The following is a 26,201-nucleotide window of genomic DNA, read 5'->3' as shown; positions in this document are numbered from 1 at the left end:
GCGAACGACCCTAGCGGCGTTCGCCGACACCTCCGGCGGCGGCGCCCTGGACGGCGAGCACCGCCAGGCCGACCGCCAGCCAGACCGCCCCGACGATCTGCGCCGTCGTCGAGGCCTCGTAGACCACCGCCCCGATCACCGCGATCCCGAGCACCGGAACGACCAGGTGCCGCAGCCGGTCCCGCGAGCCGTGCCGGACGGTGTACCAGCCGACCACCGAGGCGTGCAGCAGCGCGAAGGCGGTCAGCGCGCCCACGTTCACCACCGAGGTCAGCTGGTCCAGCCCGTCGTCCCGGCTCGCGGCCCAGACCGCCGCCGCCATGGTGATCACCGCGGCCGCCAGCAGCGCCCGGCGCGGTACGGCGCTGGCCGGATCGACCGTGCCGAGGAGGCGCGGCAGCCGTCCGGCCCGCCCCATCGCGAAGACCAGCCGCCCGGCCGCCGCCTGCCCGGCCAGGGCCGCGAAGGCCGCGCCGATCGCCTTGCTGGCCGCCACCAGCACGTGCAGCCAGTGTCCGACGCCGCTCTCCACGGTGTCGTAGAAGGCCGAGCCCTGCGCCGCCGGGTCGGCGGCCAGCTGCTCCGGGCCCGTCGGCTCCAGCAGCGCCGCCAGGTAGGTCTGGGCGACGAACAGCAGGCCGGCCAGCGCCAGGCACCAGAGCACCGCCCGGGCGACCGCCGCCGAGGCCCCGACCGCCTCCTCCACGAAGCCGGCGATCGCGTCGAAGCCCAGGTACGAGAGCACCGCGACGGACACCGCCGAGATCACCGCGGTCAGCGAGAAGTCCCCCACCGCGGTGAACGGGGTGCCCCAGCCGCGCCGGGCGCCGTCCTGGGCCAGCACCACCACGGCCGCCACCACGAACACCACCAGCACCGCGATCTCCATCGCAAGCACCGCGAAGCCGACCGTCGCCGCCGTCCGCACCCCGATCAGGTTGAGCGCGGTGGTCACCACCACCGCGAGCGCCGTCCACACCCAGCGCGAGACGTCCGGCACCAGGGAGTTCAGCGCGATCCCGGAGAACAGATAAGCCACGGCGGGGATCAGGAGGTAGTCGAGCATCGCCATCCATCCGGCGACGAAGCCCGGCCCCTCGCCCAGCCCGGCCCGCGCATAGGCGAACACCGAGCCGGTCTGCGGCACCGCGCGCACCATCTGGGCGTAGGAGAGGGCGGTGAAGCCCATCGCCACCGTCGCGGCCAGGTACACCGTGGCGACGGCGCCGTGGCTCTTGGCGTCCAGCACGCCGAAGACGCCGACCGGGGCCATCGGGGCGATGAACAGCAGTCCGTAGACCATCAGATCGCGGACGCCCAGGCTGCGGCGTAGGCCGCCGGACGTCTCCTGCTCGCTCACAGGGCTCATAGGCACCATATTTTGAGCACCGATGACCGGGTCTGCGCGGAAATTGTGCGATGTCGGCGCGGCTTCCCATCGGAGAGTGGAAGGGCAGACACCGCTTGCCGCCGCCCGTACGATGGGGGCCATGTCCAAGACCGCGCAGCGCCGTGTCCTGCTCGCCGCCCCCCGGGGCTACTGCGCGGGAGTCGACCGCGCCGTGATCGCCGTGGAGAAGGCCCTGGAGCAGTACGGGGCCCCCATCTACGTCCGCAAGCAGATCGTCCACAACAAGTACGTGGTGCAGACCCTGGAGAAGAAGGGCGCGATCTTCGTCGACGAGACGGAGGAGGTGCCCGAGGGCTCGATCGTCGTCTTCTCCGCGCACGGGGTCGCCCCGTCCGTCCACGACGAGGCACGGGCCGGCAAGCTCGCCACCGTCGACGCCACCTGCCCGCTGGTCACCAAGGTGCACAAGGAGGCCGTGCGCTTCGCCGACGAGGGCTTCGACATCCTGCTGGTGGGCCACGAGGGCCACGAGGAGGTCGTCGGCACCATGGGCGAGGCCCCGGACCGGATCCACCTGGTGGACGGTGCCGAGGACGTCGCCGCCGTCCAGGTCCGGGACGAGTCCAAGGTCGTCTGGCTGTCCCAGACCACCCTGTCCGTGGACGAGACCATGGCCACCGTCGACGAGCTGAAGAAGCGCTTCCCGGAGCTGGTCAGCCCGCCCAGCGACGACATCTGCTACGCCACCCAGAACCGCCAGGTCGCGGTCAAGAAGATGGCCCCGGAGACCGACCTGCTGATCGTGGTCGGCTCCAAGAACTCCTCCAACTCCGTCCGCCTGGTCGAGGTCGGCCTGGAGTACGGCGCCAAGGCCGCCCACCTGGTGGACTTCGCCGAGGAGATCCGGGAGGAGTGGCTGGAGGGCGTCGGAACGGTCGGCCTGACCAGCGGCGCCTCGGTGCCGGAGATCCTGGTCGAGGGCGTGCTGGAACTGCTGGCCGCGCGCGGTTTCGACACGGTCGAGACGGTCAAGACCGCCGAGGAGCACCTGACCTTCTCGCTGCCCAAGGAACTGCGCCGCGACCTGCGCGCCGAGGCGGCGGGCAAGCTCTGAGCCGGTCGTGAGGAACCCGGTGCCCCGTGCGGGGTGCCGGGTTCCCCGCTGTCCCGGCCCTTGTCACGCGTCCCCTTGCTGTGCGACTTGCTGTGCGACCCCGCCCGGGCTCTCGTAGCTTTGTGCACAGGCTGTGGACGATTCACCGGCCGCGGACCGGCCGGTCCGCGGCCGACGGCAGAGGGCGGACGTGATGACGGCGGTATTCGGTGTGGACATCGGCGGCTCGGGGATCAAGGGCGCACCCGTCGACCTCGCCCGGGGCACGCTCACCGAGGAGCGCTACAAGGTGCTCACCCCGCAGCCGTCCGCCCCCGAGGCCGTGGTCGCCGCCGTCTGCGAGGTGGTCCGGCAGTTCGACCACCAGGGCCCGGTCGGGCTGACCTTTCCCGGCGTGGTGGTCGACGGCCGCACGAGAACGGCGGCCAACGTGGACAAGGGCTGGATCGGTCTGGACGCGGCGGGCCTCTTCAGCCAGGCGCTGGGGATGCCCGCGACCGTCCTGAACGACGCGGACGCGGCCGGAGTGGCCGAGCTGGCGCACGGCGCCGGCCGGGGCGAGCCGGGCGTGGTCCTGGTGCTCACCTTCGGCACCGGCATCGGCAGCGCGCTCTTCGTCGACGGCACGCTGGTGCCCAACACCGAGCTGGGGCACCTGGAACTGCGCGGCAAGGACGCCGAGCGCCGGGCCTCCTCGGCCGCCAAGGAGCGGCACGAGCTGAGCTGGGAGCAGTGGGCCGGGCGGGTCGACGAGTACCTGGACCTGGTGGAGAAGCTGTTCTCGCCGCGGCTGGTCGTGATCGGCGGCGGGGTGAGCCGCAAGCACGAGAAGTTCCTGCCGCTGCTGAAGGCCCGCGAGGCGCGGGTGGTGCCGGCGGAACTGCGCAACGACGCGGGCATCGTCGGGGCCGCCATGGCGGCGGCCCGGGCTGAGGGCTGAGAGGGACGGCCCGTCGGCCCGTCGGCCCGTCGGCCCGTCGCTCCTCAGCGGGAGCGTTCTCGGCCGGGTGGTCTCGGCCGGGCGTTCTCGGCCGGTCGCTCTCAGCGGGAGCGGTGGAACCGGCGCTGGGCGACGAACCGGGCGAGCACGATCAGCGCCGCCAACCCGGTGCCGGTGAACAGCCAGTCGGCCCGCAGTGCCAGCCCGGTCGCGAGCGAGACGACCTGGGCGGTGACGCCCGAGGAGTTCACCGGTTCGAGCAGCAGCAGCGCGAGGGCGAAGGCGATCGGCCCGCTGATCGGCGCGGCCAGCAGGTCGGCGTAGCGCACCCGGACGGCCAGCTGGAAGCAGACCACCAGGTAGCCGAGGCCGAACAGCCAGCCCAGGCCGTCGAACAGCAGCCGGTCCAGGCCCGCCACCGCGAGCGTCGCCAGCACGGCGAGCACGCCGGTGCCGACGGCCGTCAGCCGGGTCGGCCGGCCGCTGCGGCGTCCGCCGTAGGACGGCTCCTCGCCGCGCCCGCGTCCGCGCAGCGGCAGGCGCAGCCGCGGAGCGGCCGGGCGGGCGGCGGACCGGTCGGCCGTCGCCCGCAGCCGGGAGGAGGACGCGGCGGGGCCCCCGGGAGCCCGGCCTGGCCCCGGGACGGCGGCTGCGGACGAGCCGGTCGGCGGACGGCGTCTTGGCCCTGGCGGCTGGGTACGGATGCTCTGCTCCACCCGCCCAACGTACGGTCCGATCATCGCCACACTGTGTAATGCACCGTTCCGGCCTTGCCCCGTGTCTCCGGACGGGGTAGTGATGTGATGGGCATTCAGGTGTGTTGACCTGCACGGCTGCGTCGACGCGCGATGATCACCGGATCCGTTCGCGGATCCTTCGACGGGGGAGCGACATGACCGATTTCACGTTCGAACGGCTCGATCACGTCCAGCTCGACATCCCGGCGGGCGCCGAGGACGAGTGCCGCGCGTTCTGGTCCGGCGTGCTCGGCATGACCGAGCTGGCGAAGCCGCCGGTGCTGGCCGCCCGCGGCGGCTGCTGGTTCCGTGGTGGCGGGGTCGAGGTGCACCTGGGCGTGACCCCGGACTTCCGGCCGTCCCGCAAGGGGCACCCCGGCATCCTGGTCCGCTCGCTGGACGCGCTGGCCGACCGCCTCACCACCCACGGCCACCCGGTGACCTGGGACGACAACCTGCCCGACCACCGGCGCTTCTACGCCGACGACAAGCTGGGCAACCGACTGGAGTTCCTGGAGCCCCGGACGGCGGCGGCCGGGGCGTGAGCCGGGGCGGGGCCTGCCCGTAGACTTGGGGGTCGGCCCGTACGGTGCCGACCCAACTCCTCCAAGCCCACGGGACTGCGCTTCATGTCGCTCACGATCGGAATCGTCGGCCTGCCGAACGTCGGCAAGTCGACCCTGTTCAACGCCCTGACCAAGAACGACGTGCTGGCGGCCAACTACCCGTTCGCCACCATCGAGCCGAACGTGGGCGTCGTCGGCGTCCCGGACGAGCGCCTGGCCAAGCTCGCCGAGATCTTCGGCTCCCAGCGCATCCTCCCGGCCACCGTCGACTTCGTCGACATCGCCGGCATCGTGCGCGGCGCCAGCGAGGGTGAGGGCCTGGGCAACAAGTTCCTCGCCAACATCCGCGAGTCGGACGCGATCTGCCAGGTCGTGCGGGCCTTCACCGACCCGGACGTGGTGCACGTGGACGGCAAGGTGTCGCCCAAGGACGACATCGACACCATCCACACCGAGCTGATCCTGGCCGACCTCCAGACCGTCGAGAAGGTCCTGCCGCGACTCCAGAAGGAGGCGCGCCTCAAGAAGGACACCGCCCCCGTGCTGGCCGCCGCCGAGGCCGCGCAGGCGATCCTGGAGACCGGCAAGACCCTCTTCGAGGCCGGCTTCGACACCGCCCCGATCCGCGACCTCCACCTGCTGACCGCCAAGCCCTTCCTCTACGTCTTCAACGTGGACGAGGCCGAGCTGGCCGACGAGGACTTCAAGAACGCCCAGCGCGAACTGATCGCCCCGGCCGAGGCGATCTTCCTGAACGCCAAGATCGAGTCCGAGCTGATCGAGCTGGACGACGCCGAGGCCCTGGAGCTCCTCCAGTCCATGGGCCAGGAGGAGCCCGGCCTCGCCACCCTCGCCCGGGTCGGCTTCAACACCCTCGGCCTCCAGACCTACCTGACGGCCGGCCCCAAGGAAACCCGCGCCTGGACCATCAAGAAGGGCGCCACCGCCCCCGAGGCCGCCGGAGTCATCCACACCGACTTCCAGAAGGGCTTCATCAAGGCCGAGGTGATCTCCTTCGCCGACCTGGTCGAGACCGGCTCCATCGCCGACGCCCGCGCCAAGGGCAAGGCCCGCATCGAGGGCAAGGACTACGTCATGCAGGACGGCGACGTCGTGGAGTTCCGCTTCAACGTCTAGTCGAACTGCGGAAAGGCCGCCTGACCTGCGACGGAGCGGGTTGGGCGGCCTTTCGGTCCGCAAGGGGTCCGCAACCCTGCCGCCCCTGGCCAACGCAACTGGCGTCGGCTACGCCGCTTCGGCGTCCGGGAGGTTGCCGCGGTCCGCGCTGCCGTCGTCGGCGTACGCGCGGTCGACGGCGGCCCTGGTCCGCTCCTCGGAGTCGGGCCAGAGGTGGGTGTAGATGTTCAGCGTCATCGCGGCGTTGGTGTGCCCGAGCCGCTCGGAGACGGTCTTCACCGACTCGCCGTGCTTGATCAGCAGGCTCGCGTAGTGGTGCCGGAGTGCGTGCGGGCCGGTGCCCTTCGGTATGCCGGCCCGCTGGCAGGCGGGCCGCCACGAGCCGTCCATGAAGTGGGTGTAGACGACCGGGCCGCCTGTGGGAGCGGTGAAGAGCCAGCCCTCGGGGTCGGCGACCGGGAAGTCCCGCAGGTGCGCCGTTACGGCTTGGACGGCCATCTTGGGGAGGGGCACTGTTCGGTACGAGCGAGTGGTCTTCGGCGGGCCGACGTAGACGCCGTGCTTGGCCGTCTGCTGGATCTGCTGCTCCACGGTGACGGTGGCGTGCAGCAGGTCGACGTGCCGGAGCTGGAGCCCGAAGAGCTCGCCCGGCCGGAGTCCCGTGGCGGCGCCCAGCAGGACGAGACCCCGGTAGCGGGCCGGGATCTCCGCCGACAGGCGACGGACCTGCTCCACAGGCAGGGGCACGACCCGCTTGCGGGGGACAGCCGGGAGCTTGGCGCCTTCGCAGGGGTTGTGCGGGATCATGCGGTCGCGGACCGCCGCGCGGAAGACCGCGTTGACCGTGTTGAAGACGGTCCGCGTGGTGCTGGCCGCGAGGCCGTGGGTGGTCGTCAGGTCGGTCACCCACTTCTGGACATCGCCCGGCTTGATGGCGCCGAGCGCCCGCTTCTCCCAGGCCGGGTAGACGTAGCAACGCAGGTGCTGGGCCACGGCTTTGGCCGTTGAGGGCCGGTGGGGCTGACGGGTGCGCCACTCCTCGGAGTACTCCTTGAAGGGCTTCTTGGCGGACCTGGGGTCGACGTACTGGCCCGTGACCAGGCTGGCCGTGACCTCGTCGAGCCAGCGCTGGGCGTCGATCTTCTGGTCGAAGTGGCGGGCATGCTCCTTGCCGTCCAGGTCCCGGTACCGGGCCCGCCACTTGCCGTTCGGTCGTTTCTGGATGTTCGCCAAGTCGGCTCTCCTCTGTGTCAGTAGTAGCCGCCCATCTCGATGTGCTCGGTCAGGGCGCGGGCATCGCGTTCCTCGCCCATGAGGCGGAGGCACTGTTCGTGGATGCCTTTGGAGCTGTTGGGGTGGGCTGCGATGTAGTCGGCGGTGGCGATGACCGCGCGATGCAGGCGGTCCTGCGCTTCGCGGGTCTCATAGAACGCCTCGACCGCCTCCTGGACGATCCGTCTTCCCTCGATGTCGACGCCCTCCAGCGGGGGCGACATCAGCTCCTCCAGCGGCAGCTCGAAGACGCGGGCGAAGCCGAGGGCTTCGTCCAGAGTGATCTTGCGACGGGGGGTGCCGTTCTCGATGCGCCAGACCGCGGTCTGGTTCATCGGGACGCCGACCCTGGTCATGCGGGCCGCCAGTTCGGTGGTGCTCCACCCTCTGACCTCGCGTTCCAACGCGATGCGCGCCGCCGCGTTGCCTTCGCTGAACAGCAGTGGGGCCTCGCCCCCGCTGGTCTCCCTGGACATGCCGCCTCCATCGCGTCTCGCTGCTATCCCGATTGAACCATGGCCTTTCCCGTTTGACTCAGCCGAGATCGCGCAGTACATCTGTGCACATCGGAAAGACGCCTAGTCGAAAGGGAAAGCGCCCCGATGGACCGCTACCTCACCACCGCTGAAGTCGCCCACCGCTACCGAACCGCCGAGAGCACCGTGCGCTACTGGCGGCACACCGGCTACGGCCCGCGAGGGGTGAAGGTCGGGCGGCGCGTTCTGTACCTGGAGTCCGAAATCGCCCGCTTCGACCAGGAACTGCGCGAGCGGAGCGACGGCTGGGTGCTGGGCGCGTGACGCGCCGCTCGAATCCCGCAGCCAACTGGAAGGCCCCCGGCGCGCCAACGCCGAGGGCCCGATGAACACCCCTACGCCTACAAGCCGTTCGAGCCGGTGGAGCAGGGCCTGCCAGCCCGCAGGCTCCACCAGGAGGAGTGCACGTTGAACCCTACGTCTCCCCAGTCCAATGACGCACCCCTGAATGCGTCGTGGCCGCCTGTCGCGATACCGGGCCAGCCGGATCGACGGCACGAGGCCGAGGTGTCTGCAGCCTGTGGACAGTCGGCGGCGGTACTGGCCGAGGCTGCCATCCCGTGCGAGATCGACCTGATCCCTGACACGGAGGCGTCGGAGGGCGCCGAGCTGCTGGCCCAGCTGAAGGCTCGGATCGCGCGGTTCGTGATTCTGCCCTCCGAGGAAGCGCTGGATGCCACCACGCTGTGGGTGGCGGCGACACACCTGCAGAAGTCGTGGCAGCACGCCCCGCGTCTGGCGGTGGTCGGTCCGGCGAAGCGGTGCGGCAAGTCGCGGCTGCTGGATGTGCTCACCGAGACCGTCCATCAGGCGCTCCTGACGGTGAACTCGTCTCCGGCTGCCGTGTTCCGCTCGATCACCGAGGAGCCGCCGACCCTGCTGGTGGACGAGGCGGACACGATCTTCGGCAGTCCGAAGGTGGCGGAGAAGAACGAGGAGATGCGCGGCCTGCTCAATGCTGGGCACCAGCGCGACCGTTACGTGCTGCGGGTCGTCGGCAACGACCACACTCCGCGCCGATTCCATACCTTCGCCATGGCGGCCATCGCCGGCATCGGCGATCTCCCGGACACGATCATGGACCGCTCGATCGTGATCCGGATGCGGCGGCGCGCCGAGGGCGAGACGGTCTCGCCGTACCGTTCTGAGCGCGACAGGCCCGGGTTTCACGAGATCCGGGACCGGATCGCCCAGTGGACCGCGCCGCTCGCTGACCGGGCCCTGCAACTGGAGCCGGAAATGCCCGTGGAGGACCGAGCCGCCGACACCTGGGAACCCCTGGTGATCGTTGCCGAGCTGGCGGGTGGCCCCTGGCCCAGGCTCGCCCGACAGGCGTGCAAGCGCATGGTCGATGCCGAGGTCCAGACGGAGGAGAACAACCCTGGTGGGGCCAAGATCCTCGCCGACATCCGGCGTACGTTCCACGCGGCTGGCGACCCGGACAGCATCACCACCGACCAGCTGTTGCTTGCCCTCAACGGCGACCATGAGGCGCCGTGGGCGGAGTGGGGCCGAGGCGGCCTGACCCCGCGTGGTCTCGGCTCGATGCTGCGCGAGTTCGGCATCTCCTCCGGCAACGTCCGCATCGGCGATGGCACTCAGCGCAAGGGTTACATGCGGCACAAGTTCACCGACGCCTGGCGGCGGTACTGCCCTGCGGTCTACCCGATCACTCTGGCCAGCAGCGTGAGCTGAACGTATCGCCCTGGCTGCCGTCCGTGCCGTCCGTGCCGTCCCTGCCGTATCAACGCAGGCCGCGCCCCACGAGGCCAAGACGGCAAGCCGAACAGGACGGCCATCGGTCCGCCGCCGCACGGACCCGAGTGTGAGCGGCGGGCCGGGCCCGGGAAGGGAAGCACACCCGTCTCGTGCCGTCCCAACCGTCCCTGTCGTAGAAGCGCAGGTCAACGGCCTTTCTGCTGGGACGTTTCACAGTCCCAAGACGGAAGAGCTTCCGTACCGGATTCCGGTGGCCGCGCCACGCCTGTCCCTTGCCGTACCGCCCTGACCTGCAGATGCAACGGCAAGACGGCGAAGACGGAATTCCCGCGAACACCCCTCCATCGCAAGGACAGGTCCCGCATGCCCACCACCCAGCCGGCCACCCGCCCGACCGGCTCCGGCACCCTCGCGCCGACAAGCTCGAGGCGGTTCAGGCGCACGCCGTGATCGCCTGACGGTCCCCCGACACACCGCTCGCCCGGTTCCGGATCCGGAACCGGGCGAGCGGCACACAGTCGGCGTGAACCGCTCGTTCCGGAACTTCACATGCCGATGCCGGGACTTCCGGAAACGGCGCCAGGCAAAGCAAGTTATCGAGTGCGACCGTCCTACGCACACAGCACACCAGGAGGACGGAGTCGAATCGGCTGGTGGGCTGTGGGAGGAGGTGCGGCCGACAGCGGTGTTTCAGGCGCTACTCGGGAATCGTGGACACTCCCAGCATTTCGCGGAGGGAGCCTTCTGCGGCTGCAACGCCTTGTTGGTCACCGAGCCTGCGGTACAGGCGACGAGCTGCCATGTAGTGCACCTGTGCCCGACTCGGGTTGTCGGACATCCATTCGAGGGTGCCGAGGAGAGTCAGCGCGCCCGCCTCGTAGGGCTCGTGTGAGATCTCTCGGAAGTAGTCGTGGGCCAGCTGGAGTGAGTGCCGGGCCTCTTGCAGTCTGCCCATCGCGAGCTGGGCATGGCCAAGATTCAGGTGGTTTAGGTGAATGCCAAATTCGTCCTGGACCTCCTGGTACGCCGGGAAGGCCGTCTGGAACGAATTTACTGCTCGTTCCGACTGGCCCAGTTGGAACAGGGCGGTGCCGAGGCCAGCATGTGCGGAGGCCTCCTTCCGGCGGTCCCCTGATTTTCGGTGGTAGCGGATAGATTCGGCGTATGCCGTGGCAGCAGGGCCAGGCATGCCAGCCTCTCGATAGGCAATGCCAAGATTCGTGAGCGACGTGCCCAGGTCGTTGACATCCCGGTTTCTTCGGGCGAGTTGGACCGCTTCGATGAGAATCGGGATGGCTTTGGCGGGACTGTGGTGCTGGCGGACTGCCGTGCCCAAGCTGACGGTGGCGTCGCACTGGCCATCGAGGAATCCGATTCTCTCCGCAATGGCGAGGGCCCTCGTCAACGTCAGGATGGCCTCCTCGAACCTGCGCAGGCTGGTCAGGGCGGTACCCACGTTGTTTAGTGCCCTGACTTGTCGCTCGGCGTCGCGCTCCTGGTGTGCGGCTTCGTATGCCGTCTGAGCGGATTGTAGGACCTCCGCTGCCCGACCCCTCAGATCAAGGAACAAGAGGAGGTTCATCGACAGCATGTACGTGTTTTCCGTCATGCCGAACTCTTGGGCCTGCCGGGCCGTTGCCTGGAGGTTCGCGCATTCGACATCGAACCAGCTCAGAGCATCACTCACCGTGTCGAAGCGCGGTGGATTCCCTTCGGGCGTTCCTCTCAGTGTGAGGTTGGCGTCGTACGAAATCTGGTCGTAGAGCTCGGCCGCGGAGGTGGTTGCGTGGCACTGTTCAGCAGAGAACAGATGCACCAGGTCGTGCATCCTCCATCGAGAGGTTCCAGGGACACGTGAAACCAGGCTGGCCTGGCCGAGCCTGCGGAGGACCGAGCGGGTCTGTGGGTAGTCCTCACCCAGAACGGCAGCAGCGATCTGCTCTGACATCTGGCTGCCCGGATGAATGGACAGCCTACAAAACGGGGCCTTCAGGGACTCATCGAGTCGGATCAGCGAGACGTGCAGTGCGGCCCTAACGGCCGTGTCTCCGAACTGCAGGACATCCAATCGGGACTTCTCAGCTGCGAGTTCCGTCAGCAACTCGGCAGGGACAAGGTCGGGATCGTCCTTCAAGATCGCCGCTGCGATGCTCAGCGCCAGCGGAAGGTGACCACACAGCTCGGTGATCTCCCGGATTGGATGCGGATCGCGGAGGCGTTTGTCACGGGGACTGAGGGTCTTGCCGAAGAGGGCTTCCGAATCCGTGGGATCGAGGCAGTCGAGCTTGACAGTCTCGATGCCTTCGATGATGCCAAGTCGGCTGCGCGAAGTGATGATCACGCCATGGCCGGCTGCTCCAGGTAGCAGCTCGGCGACTTGCGAGAGCTCGGCTACGTTGTCGAACACCAGAAGTATCGGAGTGCCAGATGCACTGAGGGCGTCGAGCGTCCGGTGGTAGAGCGCAGCCTGACTCTCGATGTCCCGTGGAATCTCGACGGAGGGGACCCCGAGTGCGGACAGTAGGGGCGCGTAGGCGGTACCAGCGCGAGCCAATTGTTCGCGGTTTACCGAGAAGCCGTGCATGTCCGCGACGATCACACCACCGGAGAACACCGCATGTGTGTCTGGTTCCCCAGCGACCCAGTCGACGAGGGATGTCTTGCCGACGCCAGCCATCCCGGAGACGAGGACTCTGCGTCTGCCGCTCTTGGCCAGCGTCGCCTTGATGGTCCGTCTCTCCTGGCTGCGGCCGACGAACCATGGTGGGGCTGTACGGGAAGTCCCCGACATGCGTGTGACCTGGAGCGCAGTCTCGCCTGAGTGCCGGCTCGCGCGCTTCTCGACGAACGCGTGGGCGACTTCTAGGAACGAGTCGAGGTTGCCTGTGTGGAGTTCTTGCTCACGGGGAACGGGGATCCAGGTCGGCGCATCCTCGGACGATTCCAAGGTTTCTGTCAGGTTGACCCAGAACAGCTGCCGTGACCCGACATCGAAGACCACGCCGAAAACAGGCAGAAGTGCGTTCCTCCAGTCACTCGCATGTGCGTCAACAGGGATCGCGTAGCCATTCGCCCGCTTGTACTTGTCACCGCTCTTAACCTGGACGGTGATCGATGCACCGGTTCGCTCACCTCCCTGAGTGAGCATGACGAACAGATCCTCACCGAAGTCGTTGCCGCCGTCGATCTCCTGGACGATCTGATCGTGTTCCTCGAGGAGCGCGCGAAGAGCGTTGACTCCCGCTCGTTCGATCCTTCTGTTCCGGGTGACGCTTGCTGGCATTGTCTCTCCCCACCCCTACCGCGCCAGCCAGCGCGGCCGATGAAACGAGAGACTACCGCTCAGTCCAGTGGCGGTGGCATGGCGAAGGCTCATCCATCGTGTTTGCCGCTGTACGGTCATCGGGGTACATGGCCGCCCGATGGGCTGAGCCGGTTGACTCCAGTACAAGGATCCAAAAGTGCCAACCGCGAAGGTCGCCCGGCCGACCTGATCAGCGTGCCTTGCGGAGCAAGTTGTGGGGTAAGGAGTCCTTACCCCGCCCCGCCCCGAACGGGACGGCGGAACCCTGGTCGGTGGCAGGCCCAGGGGCGCCTGCCAGCGACCAGGGAGTCGGCCCAGGGGTGCCGGAACGTCAGCGCGGGGATGGTGCAGAAGGGAGGTCATACCCATAGTGCGATGCCTCGGTGGGCCGCGAAGGAGTCGAAGCGGTCGAGCTGGAGAAGGGCGTCCACCGACTCAGCTGTGTGGCCTGACGGGTTTCGGAAGAGCACCATGCCGTCCTGATGGCCCGTGACGAGCACCAAGTGTCCGCCGCGTGCGGCTGCTGGGCGGTCGGGGCGGCGGATCTCCTTGTGGACGGATGCCATGACGAGGTGGCCGTGGTTGAGTTCAGCGAGGAGCCGGTCTGGGGTGAGGTCGGTGATGATCTCCGACTGGAGCCCGTGGCTGGCGAGGGCGTACTCGGTGAACGGCTGGTAGTAGAGGCCACCGACGCTGCCGTCGTCCTGCTGGACGTAGCCGCCGTAGGCGAGGCAGCCGTTCAGGAGGTCGAACAGGGTGGGCGCGTGTCCGTCGCGGGCGAACAGGGCCATCCGCAGGCAGGCCATGCCGCAGAGGCGGGTGGACCAGTAGGCGTAGGTGTCCCGGTCGGGGGCGCCGGTGTCGGCCCAGTTGTCGTCATCGCCGGGCGGGTGGCCTTCGTAAGCGATGGCGTTGATCAGGGCGGGGGTGGCGTACTGGGTGATCAGCGGGATCGGGTGGTGCTTGGGGTAGTCAGGCAAGAGCCGGCTCCTTCCGGGGTGGCGGGGTGGCCACAAGTCGGTGGAAGACGTCCAGGTCGACCGAGCCACCGGAGAGGATCACCCCCACGGGGCCGGGCCGCGGGTCGAGGTCGGCCAGGGCCGCGAGTGCGACGGCTCCGGAGGGTTCGGTCACCACCTTGAGGTGCTTGAACGCCCAGCCCATAGCCTGCACGATCTGGACGTCCGTCACGGTGATGACGCCGTCGAGCAGGGCGTTGTTGATCTCCCAGGGCAGGGCGGCCGGGGTGGTGTGGCGGAGGCCGTCCGCGATGGTGTCGGGTACGGCGGGCAGCTCCGCGATTCGCTCGGCGCGGAAGGAGGCGGCAGTGTCGGCCGCGGTCTCGGGCTCGACGCCGATCACCTTGATGTGCGGGTTGATGTGCTTGGCTGCGACGGCGGTGCCGGCGGCGAGGCCCCCGCCGCCCACAGGGACCAGGATCGTGGTCAACACCGGGGCCTGCCAGAGCAGCTCCAGCGCGGCAGTGCCCGCTCCGGCCATCACCTTCAGGGCGTCGGCGGACGGCACGACGGCGAGGCCTTGGTCCACGGCCAGCCGGGTGACGATGGCATCGCGGTCGTCGCGCTGCCGGTGGTAGGCGACGATCTCGGCGCCGAGAGAACGGGCACTGTCCACCTTGCCCTGGGGCGCGTCGTGCGGGACGACGACGGTGACCGGGACGGACAGCAGCTGGCCCGCGAGGGCGAGCGCCTGGGCGTGGTTGCCGGACGAGGCGCCGATCACCCCGCGGCGGCGCTCGAGCGGGCTCAGGGCTGCCAGGGCGTTGTAGGCGCCGCGGAACTTGAACGAGCCGGCGCGTTGGAGGGCTTCGGCCTTGCAGACCACGGTCCGGCCGGCGATCTCGTCCAGCGCCGGGTGGGAGAGCACCGGGGTGGAGGCGGCGACACCGCGTAGACGGCGCTGGGCGTCGTAGATGTCGTCCGCCGACAGCGGCAGTTCGGCGGCGTTCACGGGCGGTACCCGTCGGTGTGGACGGTGGCGAGGATGGTCGCGATGAGGCGGTCGTAGCTGATTCCGGCAGCGGCGGCCATGGTGGCGAGGTTGCCGTGCGTGGAGAGGCCGGGCAGCGTGTTGATCTCCAGCCAGTGGACCTCGCCGACCGGGGTGACGAGGAAGTCCGATCGCGAGTAGCCCGAGCAGTTCAGCAGCTGGTGGGCGCGGACGGCCGCGCGGGAGATGGTGGCGAGGGCGGCGCCCGGGAGTTGTGCGGGGCAGCGGTAGCGGTGGCCGGCCGGGTTGCGCTTGGCCTTGTAGTCGTAGAACTCCGCGGTGGTTGGGAGGGTCTCCAGCGGCGGGAGCGTGACCAGAGCGCCGTCCTGCTCCAGCACGCCGCAGGTGACGGCGGTGCCCTCCTTGAACGGTTCGATGAACCACTCGCCGCCCCGGGTGTCGTGGGTGAGCGTGGTGGTGAGCGAGTTCAGGTCGCGGAAGACGCGCATGCCGATGGAGCCGCCTTCGGAGGTCGGCTTGAGGATGACGGGCAGGCCGAACTCGTCGGCGCAGGTCTGAGCGACCTCCTGGGCGTCCTCCGTGCCGCGCAGGGGGAGGTGCGGGAGAACGGTGACGCCGCCGGCGAGGACGAGGATCTTGGCCGTGGGCTTGTGCATCGCGACGGCGCTGGCCAGGACCCCGGAGCCGGTGTACGGGACGCCGAGGCTGTCGAGGAGGCCCTGCAGTTTGCCGTCCTCGGCCCACTGGCCGGCGATGGCGAGGAAGGCGACGTCGGCCTCGCGGACGCGGTCGGCGAAGTCCTTGTCGGTGGGGTCGAGGACGAAGTGCGGCAGGCCCTGGCGGACCAGCGACTCGCGAACGGCCTCGCCGGAGATCAGCGAGCGGTCGCGTTCGCCGGAGCGGCCACCGATGACGAGGGCGATACGACGTTCAGCTGCAGACATGCTCATCTTCCTTTTGTCACAGTCTGGTTCGGAATGCGCGGGATGGCGGGCGCGATGATGGGGAGCCGCTAGCGTCGAGGGCAGGCCGCCCTGAGGACGGGCGAGTGCGTCGATGGATCGGAGCCACCGTGGTCCCCATGACCCTGCAAGAGATCGCCGAGGCTGTCGGGGGCGCTCTGCACGACGTCTCCGATCCGGGCGCCGTGGTCGACCGACCGGGGGTCATCGACTCGCGCTTGGTAGAGCCCGGGGCGCTGTTCATCGCGCTGCCGGGCGAGCACACCGATGGGCACCGGTTCGCCGAGGCCGCCGTCCGCGCCGGGGCTACGGGAGTGCTCGCCGCCCGGCCGGTGGGGGTGCCGGCGATCGTGGTGCCGGACGTCCAGGACGCGATGGGCGCCCTGGCCCGCGCGGTGCTCGACCGGCTGAAGGCGCCGACCGTGATCGGGCTGACCGGCTCGGCCGGGAAGACCAGTACCAAGGACCTGCTGGCCCAGGTGCTGGAGACCATGGACACCACGGTGGCCACGCCGCTGTCGTACAACGGCGAGATCGGTCTGCCGCTGACCGTCTTCCGGGCGGACGAGAGCACCCGCCTGCTGGTGCTGGAGATGGGCTCGCGCGGTGCCGGGCACATCAAGTACCTGACGGGGATCGTCCCGCCGAAGGTCGGCCTGGTGCTGAACGTCGGGACCGCGCACGTGGGCGAGTTCGGCGGCGGGAAAGAGTCGATCGCCGTCGCGAAGGGCGAACTCGTCGAGGCTCTGCCCGTCGACGGCTTGGCGGTGCTGAACGCCGACGACCCGTATGTCATGTCGATGGCGCCGCGCACGGTCGCGCCGGTCCTGACGTTCGGGGTGCAGGCCGGGGACGTGCGGGCCATCGACGTCGAGCTGGATGCCGCAGGGCGGCCGTCGTTCACCCTCACGTACCGAGGCGAGAGCGCCCCCGTGACGCTGGGGCTGCACGGCGCCCACCACGTGTCCAACGCGACGGCCGCCGCCGCTGTGGCGATCGGCCTGGGCGCGAGCGTGCAGCAGGCGGCAGATGCGCTGACCGGTGCCCGGCAGCTGACGCCGGGCCGGATGGACGTCACCGAACGGACGGACGGCGTGACAGTGATCAACGACGCGTTCAACGCGAACCCCGATTCGATGGCCGTCGCCTTGTCCGCGCTTACCGCCATGGCCGGCGGTGGGCGGAGGACGGTAGCGGTGCTGGGCGAGATGCGGGAGCTGGGCGAGGAGTCCGAGGCCCACCACGCGGAGCTGGGCCGCCTCGTCGCCCGCAGCGGGATCACGGACCTCGTTGCGGTTGGCGACTGGGAGGCCCGGCTGGTGCACACCTGGGCGGTGGAGGGCGGCGTCAACGGCACGCTGGTGCCCGACCGTGACACCGCCCTCGACCTGCTGCTGACCTACCTCAAGCCCGGAGACGTAGTGCTGGTGAAGGGCTCCCACAGCGTCGGGCTGGAGGACACCGCGATGCGGCTCGCCAAGCCCGACGCCATGGGTATCACCTGCTGACTACGCGACCGAGACCGCCGCCGGGGCCTCGGCCAGCCGCAGCAGGACCGCCCTGCCGACGCGACCGGCGGTCCCGGCGCCCATCGTCACGACCAGGTCGCCGGGCCCGACCAGCTCGGCGACCACGTCCGCCACGTCGCGCCCGTCGCCCGCGGTGTGGGCCCGGCCGCCGCAGGCGACGACCTGCGCGGCCATCGGCGCGGTGCTGATCCCGGTGAGCGGGGACTCGACCGAGGCATGCACGTCCAGGAGGACGACCTCGTCGGCCGCCGCGAGCCGACAGCCCATCTCCTCGCCGAGGGCGGCGGTGCGGGTCCAGCCGGTGGGCTCGAACACCGCAATCACCCGGCCCTCGGTGAGCATCCGGGCGGTGGCCAGGTCGGCGGTGATCTCGCTCGGGTGGTGGGCGTAGGAGTCCAGCACCGTGACCCCGCCGTGGGTGCCGGTGGTGGTGAGCCTGCGCTTGATGCCCTTGAAGGCGTTGATGCCAGCCGCCAGGTCGGCGGGTTCGGCACCGAGCGTCCGGCCTGCCGCGAACGCGGCGGCGGCGTTCAGCGCGTTGTGCCGACCGGGGACGGCCAGGGTGAACTCGTGCCACGACCCGTCCGTATCCTGCACGGTGACGTGGCTGGCAGCCCCGTCCCACAGCACGCGCAGCACCCGCACGTCGGCGTCCTTGGCCTCGCCGACCGTGACGACCCGCGGGCCGGGCGCTGCCTGGAGGCGCTCAATCAGCAGTCGGGCGCCCCGGTCGTCGGAGGAGACGACGAGGACGGAGCTGTTGCGGGCCAGGCGCTCGAAGACGTCCAGGACGTCGTTCAGGTCGACGTACTGCTCGGGGTGGTCGTCGTCCACGTTCAGGACGACGGCGACCTGCGGGTGGTAGCGGCCGGCGGTGCGGTCGCTCTCGTCGGTCTCGGCGACCAGGAGGCCGCCGAGACCCTGGTGGGCGTTGGGGCGGCCGACGGGGGTGGCGCCGATGGCGTACGAGGGGTCGAGGTGGACCAGGGCGGCGCTGAGGATGCCGGTGGTCATGGTCTTGCCGTGCGTGCCCGCCACGGCGACGGACTGCTCGGCGGTGGCGATCAAGTGCGCGAGCACGTCCGAGCGGTGCACGACCGGGATGCCGACCCGGCGGGCAGCGGCGATCTCGGGGTTGCTCGGGGTCACCGCGCTGGACCATACGAGGACGGTGGCGTCAGCGGGCAGGTTGCTGGCGGTGTGGCCGATGGCGACGGCGGCGCCCGCGTCCTCCAGCTCGCGCAGGGCGGCGGTGTCGCCGGTGTCCGAGCCGGAGACCCGGTTGCCGCTCTCCAGCAAGAGGCGGGCGACGGCCGACATGCCGGCGCCGCCGATGCCCACGAAGTGCGGACTGGTGAGGTCGATGGGGCCGTCGTGGACGGGGACGATCACGTTCCTGGTTTCCATGCTGTGCGCTCCAGTTCGGAGTCCAGCCCGTGATGGGCGATGGGTGGAAGGGCGCTACACGTAGGTGCCGTCCGGCGCCGAGTTGGCCGCCGGGTGAGCACCGAGTCGGGCCGAGTCGAAGTCGTCGTGCACGATGACGCCGAGCAGAGCGATCACCACGGCGTTGCCGACCGCCCACAGGGCACCGAGGAAGGCACCGACCGGATCGCGATGCCGACCTCGACGGCTGGACGGGGAATCGTGCACGGCTAACTCCTCACGGCAGAGGGGGAGATGGGGTCTGGTACTGACTGGGCGCTTGAAGTGCGTGCCCGATGGGGTAATGAGAGCCGGAGGCAGGATCGTGACGGGATGGTGAGCTAAGGTCACTCACGGTTCATTCATCACTCACTGGGGGCGGAGCGGATGGAGACACAGGCCGACCACGATGCGGTCGACCAGGCCATGGAGGCGTTCGCTGCTGAAGTCGCCCACTGGCGCGAGGTGCGTGGACTCTCCAAGCGCGGGCTGGCCGGGAAGATGGGCTTCGACCCCTCGTACGTCAGCCACATCGAATCCGGCCGCCACAAGCCGACCGAGGAGTTCGCCCGCCTCGCCGACGAGATCCTCAACGCCGGGAAGGCCATCTGGCGGCGCTGGCTCGACTACGACGCCGCCCGCTCCCGCAGCCGCACCCCGACCTCGCCGCCGGCGCCCCGCCGTTCCGAGCAGCCGTACGCCTCCGGGGCCGCGATCGTGGTCGAACACGATGAAGCCGCGCTCCAATTCGACGGCTCCACCTACCGGTTGACCATGCGCCGCCGCCTGCGGAACACCGGCACCGAGCCCATCACTCGCTACCTCATCCGCATCGCCGTCGACCGTTACCCCGGCGAACCCGAGCGCTCCAACGCCCACTACCGTGAGCACCCACTGACCTGGGACGAGCTGGCACTCACCGCCTCGTGTCAGGGTGAGGACATGCGGTGGCAGGCCAAGCACGATCGCGACGCCTTCAAGGAGGTCTGGCTCCTGTTCGACAACGAGCACGGCCGCTTCCCGCTCTACCCGGGCGACGCGACCTGGATCGAGTACGCCTACAGCGTTGGCTCCGACAAGTGGGGCCACTGGTTCCAGCGCGCCGTCCGCCTGCCCACCGAACACCTCGCCGTCCGGCTCGATTTCCCCGCCGCTCTGGACCCGGTCGTGTGGGGCACCGAGACCTCGATGACCGCCGAGGCCGTGCCCCTCCGTACCGCCGTCAGCCGCCGCGACGAGAGCGAGCGCCGGCACTTCGCCTGGGCCACCGACGACCCTCCGCTGCACGCCCGCTTCCGCCTCGAATGGCGCTTCCGCGCCACCGCCAACAACCAGCAACAGACCAAGGAGACCAGGTGATCGAGGTGCGGCCCAGCCAGCAGATGCAGTCCCTCGGTGTGATCCAGCAGGGCACCCCCATCCTCAACCGCCCAGCCGAGCCCTTCGATCTCCCGGCTGAACGCGCCGCCGCCCAAGCCGTGATCGACGAACTGTTCACCGCCGTCGACCGGATCGGCCGCGTCCACTCCTTCGCCAAGGGCATGGGCCTCGCCGCCCCACAGATCGGCATCCCCCGCGCCGCCGCCCTCGTCCTGTCCCCGACCGCCGGCGCCGACCCGATCATCCTGCTCAACCCGAAGATCACCGCCGTCTCGGACGAGACTGATGAACAGTACGAGGGCTGCCTCAGCTTCTTCGACGTCCGCGGCATGGTCCCCCGCCCCTTCCGCATGGACGTCACCGCCACCACCCTCGACGGCACCATCACCACCGCCACCTACGAGTTCGGCCTCGCCCGCCTCATCGCCCACGAGATCGACCACCTCGACGGCCTCCTCTACACCGACCGCATGCGCTCCGGCGTCCAGCCGATCCCGGTCGAGGAGTACCGCGGCACGGGCTCGTCCTGGGTGTATTGAGGGCGAGTCCTGTCGGGTGGGGTAGTCGATGATCACAGCCCTGCGCCCGTGAGCTAAGACGGCGGTTTGACCGGAGGCAACGACTTTAAACGGCGACCAGAAGCTCCTTGTCGATCCTGCGATACTGCAGAATGACGCAAACTCTGGCCACGGTTCGACAGGTACGTCTTAGGATTACCTCATGACGGGTGGGGTGCAGCAGACACGGCCAACGAACGGGGAAGGTGCGTTCGAAGGGATGCTGGAGAGACTTCCGGAGGACCGAGCCAACACGGGGCCGGCCACTCGGGCGCGCTTCGAGTATCAGGACGAGTGTATTGCCTTAACCATCCTTGATCATTGGTCTGACGGTCTTGCCGGAGTACTGATCGAACACTCGACGGACGCCGTGCTGATTCCTTTGGATGCCGCGCCAGAGCTAATTTCAATAAAGCATAGAGAGCCCCACCATGGGGTCGATTCCGGTTGGACCTGGAGCGCATTGGAGAAGGACTCCGTACTGTCCGACCTGTATAGCGCGTGGGTAGCCACAGAAAAGCGCGTTACCGTGGCCTTTCTCAGCAATGCTGGAATGAGTGGACCTGCAAAGATTCTCTGGAATGCGTGCCGGAAGCGCGATCCTGAGGTGGCAGCGCAGGTTTCAGACCGAATTTCAAAAATGCTCAAGGTGAGCAAGTCTGAGGCGGTCGAGTTCATCGCCAATCTTAATTTCCCGGAACACCCGCTGCCGCGCCGTAATGAGATTACGGACGTGGGTGTGCGAAAGATGGAAGCGCACCTTGTGCGTCTAGGGATGAACCCGGGGTATGGGGAGTCCTGTTACCGCACGCTTTTGGGAAGGATCGCAGAGGCTGGTACAGATCGCCCTGATTCGCGGCGCAGTCATTTGCGAGAAATTTGCTCTACAGTGCGGGCGGATGTGATTGCCGACTTTCCTGGGCGATTCGCCTCACGATACCTGTCCGTTGAAGAGATTCAGCGACTTCTTAATGCTGAGTGTAGGCGACTTGAGTCTACCGCTGCCCCGCTGACGATGCGCAGCGGAACCGTTCTAATACGCCCGATTGAAGAGCTTGACCCAGTTGTCGATATGGGAATCCACTTGCCGACTCGGAGTCCTGATTGGCGGGATCTTCCCGCCTACGTATGGCGGAACGTGGACGGGCGTCTAGATGAGGAACTGCTGAAAGGAGGTTTCATCCTCCTGGAAGGAAACTCGGCAGCGGGAAAGTCCCGTACGGGGTACGAAGCTCTCCGTAGAAACGCAGCTGCGGCTGGCTGGCGGGCCGTGGTGGTGCCGAGTACTGGTGAGTCCATTCGAGACCTCTTGGTGTCGGGGCATGACTTCTCGAATACCGCGATCTGGCTCGATGATCTCGAGCGCTACCTTGGTGGTGGTGGCCTTGATGCTGGCGCGCTTCGCGCGCTGTGTGCTTTTAGCAATACCGTCATCCTTTCCACCGTTCGATCCCGGGCGAAGGCCGCCATGCTGTCCGTTGGCAGGGGTGGGTCGGATGCGGCAGCAAGAAAGACCCTGTCCGCTTCAACCACCATACGGCTAAGTCGTGAACTTGATTCTTCCGAGCGTGCGCGTGCAACTGAACTTCGAGCAGATCCAAGGATCTCGAGCGCATTGGACCGCGCAGGAGCTGCAGGATTCGCGGAGTATATAGCGGCGGGTCCGGCTGCAGTGGAGCGATGGCTGACCGGGAAGGATGGCGGGAATGAAATCGGAGCTGCGCTGATCTCTGCTGCAATCGACTTCAGAAAGGCTGGCTACCTGGCGCCGGTGCCGAGAGAATGGATCGCGGCCACCTACTCTCACTATCTCGGACAGCGGACGCGGCGGCGGGAGCGGGCGGAAGATTTGGCAGAGGCATTTTCTTGGGCGACTGAGGAGGTGGAAGGCGCCAGTTCCTGCCTTGAGCCGGTTGATGAGGGTGCAAAGTACGAGGTATTCGACTACTTGCTCGACTATAGCCAGTTGGATGATTCTGACGAGGACGAGACGGAGGGGGTGTCTGCCATTGTCCGACTCAGAGGAGTTCCAGATGTTATCTGGCATGAAATTGCCGACCGCATTTCATTTGACGACTCTCAATTCATGGGATGCGTAGCAGTTTCCTCGATATCGGAGCATCCGGCGCTTGACTACGCGTTCCGCGATCGCCTTGCTGCTGGGAAAGTTCCGAAACGGTATCTTTCCGATCCGGACCGGCTGATGCATCTTGCGCGGGCATGCCTGTCGGTTAGGCTTTGCATCGCCTGCCAGTGTGCTGTCCTCGGTATTGATTTGCAATACCTCATGCAGGTGGCAATCGATGCGCTCCGGCCACTTTTTTCCCGTTCTGTGATAGTTCCTAGCTCAAGCCAGATTGTGTGCCTTGACATATTTCAGGAGCTGGGCAACGAGGGGAGTCTTGAGGGGGCGGGATCCATCTTCGAGGCTTGTGAGGCGTTGCCGCTGGAAGATCTCCAGAATATTCAGAGGGTGCTCATGCAAGAGCGAAGGCTGGAGGCTGCGGGGGAGTGGGAGCGCTACGTTGGTGCGCGAAGGCCTCGCGAGTGGATCCAGGCCTCGATCTTCGAAGTGGATTCGTAGGTATCGGCCGGATTGACGCATGGCGGCGGTCCGCGAGCTTGGCGAAGCGTGGGCTTGCCTTGGGTTAGCGTTTCGCCATTTCGAGGGCCGGAGCCTGGAAGGAAGCCAACTTCCTGCATCCTCAACTGGCCAGGGCAGAGAACGGCCAGTCTTGGAAACGGGTGGGCAGAGCATCCGGCTTAGGAAGCATGTTGGTGCGGCAGCGGCGCAGGTGAGGGGATGGGGTGGGCTGTCGGTCCGCAGGCAGTCCGCAGGACGTCCGATCGCGACCGTCGCAGGCCGTCGTTGGTCAACAGGGAAATGCCTGGTCAGAGGCATGTGTGGGGCTCCGCCGCAGGTCAGGTTCGGCCGGCATTGGTTCCGCTTCAACGTCTGATCGAGCCATTGCTGCGCGTGAGATCGCCTGGCGCGTGTGGACTGGGGAGGGTCGGGCTTCGCGGAGTCCGGCCCTCCCCGTTCGGTGCCCGGGCGACCCGGAAATTCCCTGCCTGGGGTCGGCGATCATGAGCTAGCGTTGTACCGCACCGCGTGTCCTCCCGGAGGATGTGCGCGACGCGACCTGCGCGAGCCCCTCGCGGGATCGGTGATGAGGCCTCAGGTGTGTTCCCGGCGGGAGCCATCCGGCAGCCGCCATCGAACTCGATTCAAGGGGACGCTCTGAAATGGCTGTCGTCGAGTACACGTCCAAGCGCCGCAGTTGGGTCCGTGATGTCCTGGTGGGCATCGCGGCGAGCCTTGGCTCGAACCTGATGTGGGAGCTGGCGCAGGTTGTGCTGCGCCGCCTCGGCTGAGCCGGGCGGTGGGCGGGCCTCCGGGGGTCCGCCCTTCACCATGCCAGAGTCGGGTTAGCCTACGGTTGTCATTGCGGCCCGACGGGCTTCCGCTCCGCGCCTACGGAGCCACGAAGGACATGCCCCCACCCGCACGAGTCATCTCCGTGCCCTGGGAATCCTCGTGCTCCTGCAGCTGTCCGCGGCCGAACTCGGTCATCTCATCGCAGTCCCCGCGGGATCGGAGCACTCTCCGCTCACCGAGCAACTGATCGACGCGCATCGCCGGCTCAAGGATCGACCAGCCGGGTCGGGCGACATCAAGGCTTGGAACAACAGCATTCCGGTCGTGGTCAGGGCGCTACTGGAATGCGGGCTGGGTGATGTGGAAGTGCAGATCGAGGTTGATCTGCCCCACACCGATTCCGCAGTCGACCTGGTGCTGTGCGGTCGGCATCCAGGCACGAGAGCCGACTCGTACGTCGCGGTCGAGCTGAAGCAGGTGCGGCACGCCACGGTCGACCCCGAGTGCCCGACCGCCGTCGATCTCGGGTTCCGTGACGGAACGATCAAGCTGCATCCGGTGCGGCAGATCCAGAACTACTGCGACTACATGATGCGTTACCTGTCCCATCTTCGGGGGGACGACGATCGCTTGAAGGGCGTGGCGCTGCTTCACAACGCGCGGGACGGGGACGTGGCGGCACTCTTCGAGCTGCCCGAGTCCGAGTACGGCTTCCTCTGCACGCTCGATGACCTGGATCTGTTCCGGGACCTGCTCACCTCGAGGTTTGCCGCCGAATCCGGGAAGGATGCGGCACTCGCATTGGAGAAGTCCCGTCGTGACCCCTTGCTGAAGGTCACCGATGTGGCGCGACAGCGATCCGTCGTCGGGGGAGGACTCGCACTCCTCGACGAGCAGTTCGTCGCGTTCGATCGGATCGTCCGGCACCTGAAAAGGAATTCCCTTCCCAGGAATCTCGATGTCGGGCTGTTCCGCGATGCTGACAATGCTCCTCATTCCGCCCCTGGTCCGGTCGGCAAGAAGCGGGTCTACATCCTGCGCGGAGGTCCTGGCAGCGGGAAGAGCGCCGTGGCCTTGGAGCTTCAGCGCGCGCTCGGGCTCGAGGGCCACGAGGCCGTGCTGGCGAGCGGGTCCCGCGCCTACACGGAGACCCTGCGCGAGACCATGACCATGTCGGCACGCCGGGGGCAGGCATCGAGCAAGGGCAAGGCCGCTCGTTGGCTCTACCAGTACTTCAACAGTTTCACCAAGACCCCCCGGAATGGCATCGAGGTTCTGATCTGTGACGAGGCGCACCGGTTGCGGCGCAGTTCGACGGATCGCTGGACACCGAAGGAGTTCCGCGACGACGACCGGCCGCAGGCGACCGAATTGATCAATGCCGCACGAGTGCCGATTTTCCTGCTCGACGATCACCAGTCGATCCGTCCGGAGGAGGTGGGTGCGGCCGACTACCTCAAGAGGCTCGCTGAGGAAAGCGGATGCCTGGTCGAGGTCACTGATCTGGAAGGAACGTTTCGGGCCGGTGGCAGCAGGCGGTACCAGCGGTGGGTCCAGCAGCTGTTGGGGCTGGGCGTTTCGGATCCGGTGCCCTGGCAGCCGGACGGCCGGATGATACTCACAGTCGCCGACTCGCCGGAGCAATTGCAGCAGTTCATTCTGGAACGCGCCGCAGCGGGGGCAACGGCCCGCATCACCGCAGGTTTCTGCTGGCCGTGGAGCGATCCGGACGGGCAACGCCTCGTCGATGACGTGTGTATCGGAACCTGGCGCCAACCGTGGAACGTGAAACCGGGACACCACGTCAACAGCGCACCGAAGTCCGCGTTCTGGGCAACCCAGGCCGGTGGAATCGATCAGATCGGCTGCGTGTACACGGCGCAGACCTTCGAGTACGACTGGAACGGCGTCATCATCGGTCCCGACCTGGTGTTCCGCGAGGGGAAGTTCAGGGTGGAGCGGACCGCCTCCTGTGATCCGGCATTCCGCAAGTCGGTCGACGACGAGGTCGTCGACCGGTGCGTTCGCAACGCCTACCACGTGCTCCTCACCCGTGGCATGGTCGGCACCATGGTCTATGCGGTGGACCCGGCCACCCAGAGCGAACTGCGCAGGCTGATCACGGGGGCGGTCGGCCTGCAGAACCGCAAGGGCGCCCCGCCGGAACTCACAGCCGAGGGATCGCAGCTGCCCCCTGCCCTCAGCAAGAGTCGCGGGTAGCCTTGGTCCGTCGTCGCTGCGGCCCGCCAGGCTTCCGCTCCGCCTGACGGGGCACCCAAGGACATGCCTCCACCCGCACGAGTTCCTTCGTGCTGCCTTGGG

At 68.0% G+C, this 26,201-nt stretch carries 22 protein-coding genes; 12 read left to right on the top strand and 10 right to left on the bottom strand.

Annotated elements, in window-relative coordinates; translation table 11 throughout:
* Positions 1-10 precede the first annotated feature (10 nt).
* The gene (locus ACFRAR_RS07035; protein WP_380695617.1) at positions 11-1,369 is read right to left on the bottom strand and encodes an APC family permease; all 1,359 of its coding nucleotides are present in this window, start codon (positions 1,367-1,369) and stop codon (positions 11-13) included.
* Between the two features lie 112 nt (positions 1,370-1,481).
* Here ACFRAR_RS07035 and ACFRAR_RS07030 point away from each other — a divergent pair, with 112 nt between their 5' ends.
* Together ACFRAR_RS07030 and ppgK are read left to right on the top strand one after the other, a co-directional pair.
* Positions 1,482-2,465, top strand: coding sequence for a 4-hydroxy-3-methylbut-2-enyl diphosphate reductase (locus ACFRAR_RS07030; protein WP_380695677.1), 984 nt, complete (start codon positions 1,482-1,484; stop codon positions 2,463-2,465).
* 193 nt (positions 2,466-2,658) lie between these two features.
* Positions 2,659-3,405, top strand: a complete 747-nt coding sequence (gene ppgK, locus ACFRAR_RS07025) for a polyphosphate--glucose phosphotransferase (RefSeq protein WP_380695615.1) — start codon at positions 2,659-2,661, stop codon at positions 3,403-3,405.
* Between the two features lie 101 nt (positions 3,406-3,506).
* Here the strand turns inward: ppgK and ACFRAR_RS07020 are convergent, their stop codons facing one another.
* A complete protein-coding gene (locus ACFRAR_RS07020) occupies positions 3,507-4,121 on the bottom strand; it encodes a DUF6542 domain-containing protein (RefSeq protein WP_380695613.1) in 615 nt (204 codons plus the stop codon).
* 176 nt (positions 4,122-4,297) lie between these two features.
* Here ACFRAR_RS07020 and ACFRAR_RS07015 point away from each other — a divergent pair, with 176 nt between their 5' ends.
* Entirely contained in the window at positions 4,298-4,687 is a 390-nt protein-coding gene (locus tag ACFRAR_RS07015) for a glyoxalase (RefSeq protein WP_380695611.1), read from the top strand.
* A gap of 84 nt (positions 4,688-4,771) precedes the next feature.
* On the top strand, positions 4,772-5,845 hold the full coding sequence (gene ychF / locus ACFRAR_RS07010; RefSeq protein WP_380695609.1) for a redox-regulated ATPase YchF: 1,074 nt from the start codon (positions 4,772-4,774) through the stop codon (positions 5,843-5,845).
* Between the two features lie 108 nt (positions 5,846-5,953).
* On the opposite strand, the gene ACFRAR_RS07005 is transcribed toward ychF, so the two are convergent.
* Together ACFRAR_RS07005 and ACFRAR_RS07000 are read right to left on the bottom strand one after the other, a co-directional pair.
* Positions 5,954-7,078, bottom strand: coding sequence for a tyrosine-type recombinase/integrase (locus ACFRAR_RS07005; RefSeq protein WP_380695607.1), 1,125 nt, complete (start codon positions 7,076-7,078; stop codon positions 5,954-5,956).
* A 17-nt stretch (positions 7,079-7,095) separates the two neighbouring features.
* On the bottom strand, positions 7,096-7,593 hold the full coding sequence (locus ACFRAR_RS07000; protein ID WP_380695605.1) for a helix-turn-helix transcriptional regulator: 498 nt from the start codon (positions 7,591-7,593) through the stop codon (positions 7,096-7,098).
* Positions 7,594-7,719: 126 nt separating this feature from the next.
* Between ACFRAR_RS07000 and ACFRAR_RS06995 the strand changes: the two genes are divergently transcribed.
* Positions 7,720-7,917, top strand: coding sequence for a helix-turn-helix transcriptional regulator (locus tag ACFRAR_RS06995; RefSeq protein ID WP_380695603.1), 198 nt, complete (start codon positions 7,720-7,722; stop codon positions 7,915-7,917).
* 144 nt (positions 7,918-8,061) lie between these two features.
* Entirely contained in the window at positions 8,062-9,348 is a 1,287-nt protein-coding gene (locus ACFRAR_RS06990) for a DUF3631 domain-containing protein (RefSeq protein WP_380695601.1), read from the top strand.
* Positions 9,349-10,069: 721 nt separating this feature from the next.
* Here ACFRAR_RS06990 and ACFRAR_RS06985 read toward each other — a convergent pair.
* From ACFRAR_RS06985 to ACFRAR_RS06970, 4 genes are all read right to left on the bottom strand, one after another.
* On the bottom strand, positions 10,070-12,655 hold the full coding sequence (locus ACFRAR_RS06985) for a DUF4365 domain-containing protein (protein ID WP_380695599.1): 2,586 nt from the start codon (positions 12,653-12,655) through the stop codon (positions 10,070-10,072).
* Positions 12,656-13,035: 380 nt separating this feature from the next.
* A complete protein-coding gene (locus ACFRAR_RS06980; RefSeq protein WP_380695597.1) occupies positions 13,036-13,656 on the bottom strand; it encodes a C39 family peptidase in 621 nt (206 codons plus the stop codon).
* On the bottom strand, positions 13,649-14,647 hold the full coding sequence (locus tag ACFRAR_RS06975) for a threonine/serine dehydratase (RefSeq protein ID WP_380695595.1): 999 nt from the start codon (positions 14,645-14,647) through the stop codon (positions 13,649-13,651). Before ACFRAR_RS06975 ends, ACFRAR_RS06980 begins: the two co-directional genes overlap by 8 nt.
* Positions 14,644-15,591, bottom strand: coding sequence for a D-alanine--D-alanine ligase (locus tag ACFRAR_RS06970; RefSeq protein ID WP_380695593.1), 948 nt, complete (start codon positions 15,589-15,591; stop codon positions 14,644-14,646). The genes ACFRAR_RS06975 and ACFRAR_RS06970 overlap by 4 nt, the downstream gene beginning before the upstream one ends.
* 128 nt (positions 15,592-15,719) lie before the next feature.
* Between ACFRAR_RS06970 and murF the strand changes: the two genes are divergently transcribed.
* Positions 15,720-17,117, top strand: coding sequence for a UDP-N-acetylmuramoyl-tripeptide--D-alanyl-D-alanine ligase (gene murF, locus ACFRAR_RS06965; RefSeq protein ID WP_380695591.1), 1,398 nt, complete (start codon positions 15,720-15,722; stop codon positions 17,115-17,117).
* On the opposite strand, the gene murC is transcribed toward murF, so the two are convergent.
* Together murC and ACFRAR_RS06955 are read right to left on the bottom strand one after the other, a co-directional pair.
* On the bottom strand, positions 17,118-18,545 hold the full coding sequence (gene murC, locus ACFRAR_RS06960; RefSeq protein ID WP_380695589.1) for a UDP-N-acetylmuramate--L-alanine ligase: 1,428 nt from the start codon (positions 18,543-18,545) through the stop codon (positions 17,118-17,120).
* Between the two features lie 54 nt (positions 18,546-18,599).
* A complete protein-coding gene (locus ACFRAR_RS06955; protein ID WP_380695587.1) occupies positions 18,600-18,791 on the bottom strand; it encodes a hypothetical protein in 192 nt (63 codons plus the stop codon).
* A gap of 159 nt (positions 18,792-18,950) precedes the next feature.
* On the opposite strand from ACFRAR_RS06955, the gene ACFRAR_RS06950 reads away from it, so the two are divergent.
* The 5 genes from ACFRAR_RS06950 (at position 18,951) to ACFRAR_RS06930 (ending at position 26,099) form a co-directional block, all read left to right on the top strand.
* Entirely contained in the window at positions 18,951-19,922 is a 972-nt protein-coding gene (locus tag ACFRAR_RS06950) for a multiprotein-bridging factor 1 family protein (protein ID WP_380695585.1), read from the top strand.
* Complete coding sequence (locus ACFRAR_RS06945) at positions 19,919-20,482, top strand: peptide deformylase (protein ID WP_380695583.1); 564 nt, start codon at positions 19,919-19,921, stop codon at positions 20,480-20,482. The genes ACFRAR_RS06950 and ACFRAR_RS06945 overlap by 4 nt, the downstream gene beginning before the upstream one ends.
* A gap of 238 nt (positions 20,483-20,720) precedes the next feature.
* Positions 20,721-23,084, top strand: a complete 2,364-nt coding sequence (locus tag ACFRAR_RS06940; RefSeq protein WP_380695581.1) for a hypothetical protein — start codon at positions 20,721-20,723, stop codon at positions 23,082-23,084.
* A 662-nt stretch (positions 23,085-23,746) separates the two neighbouring features.
* Positions 23,747-23,875 carry a DUF6408 family protein gene (locus tag ACFRAR_RS06935; RefSeq protein WP_380695579.1) on the top strand — a complete coding sequence of 43 codons (129 nt, stop codon included), beginning with the start codon at positions 23,747-23,749 and terminating at the stop codon, positions 23,873-23,875.
* 163 nt (positions 23,876-24,038) lie between these two features.
* The gene (locus tag ACFRAR_RS06930) at positions 24,039-26,099 is read left to right on the top strand and encodes a DUF2075 domain-containing protein (RefSeq protein ID WP_380695577.1); all 2,061 of its coding nucleotides are present in this window, start codon (positions 24,039-24,041) and stop codon (positions 26,097-26,099) included.
* The last annotated feature ends 102 nt before the right edge of the window (positions 26,100-26,201 follow it).

Origin of the sequence: Kitasatospora sp. NPDC056651 (assembly GCF_042792155.1) — a bacterium.
Taxonomy (GTDB): Bacteria; Actinomycetota; Actinomycetes; order Streptomycetales; family Streptomycetaceae; genus Kitasatospora.
Note: the sequence above shows the minus strand (reverse complement) of the source record. Positions and strands in the feature narration are given on the sequence as shown.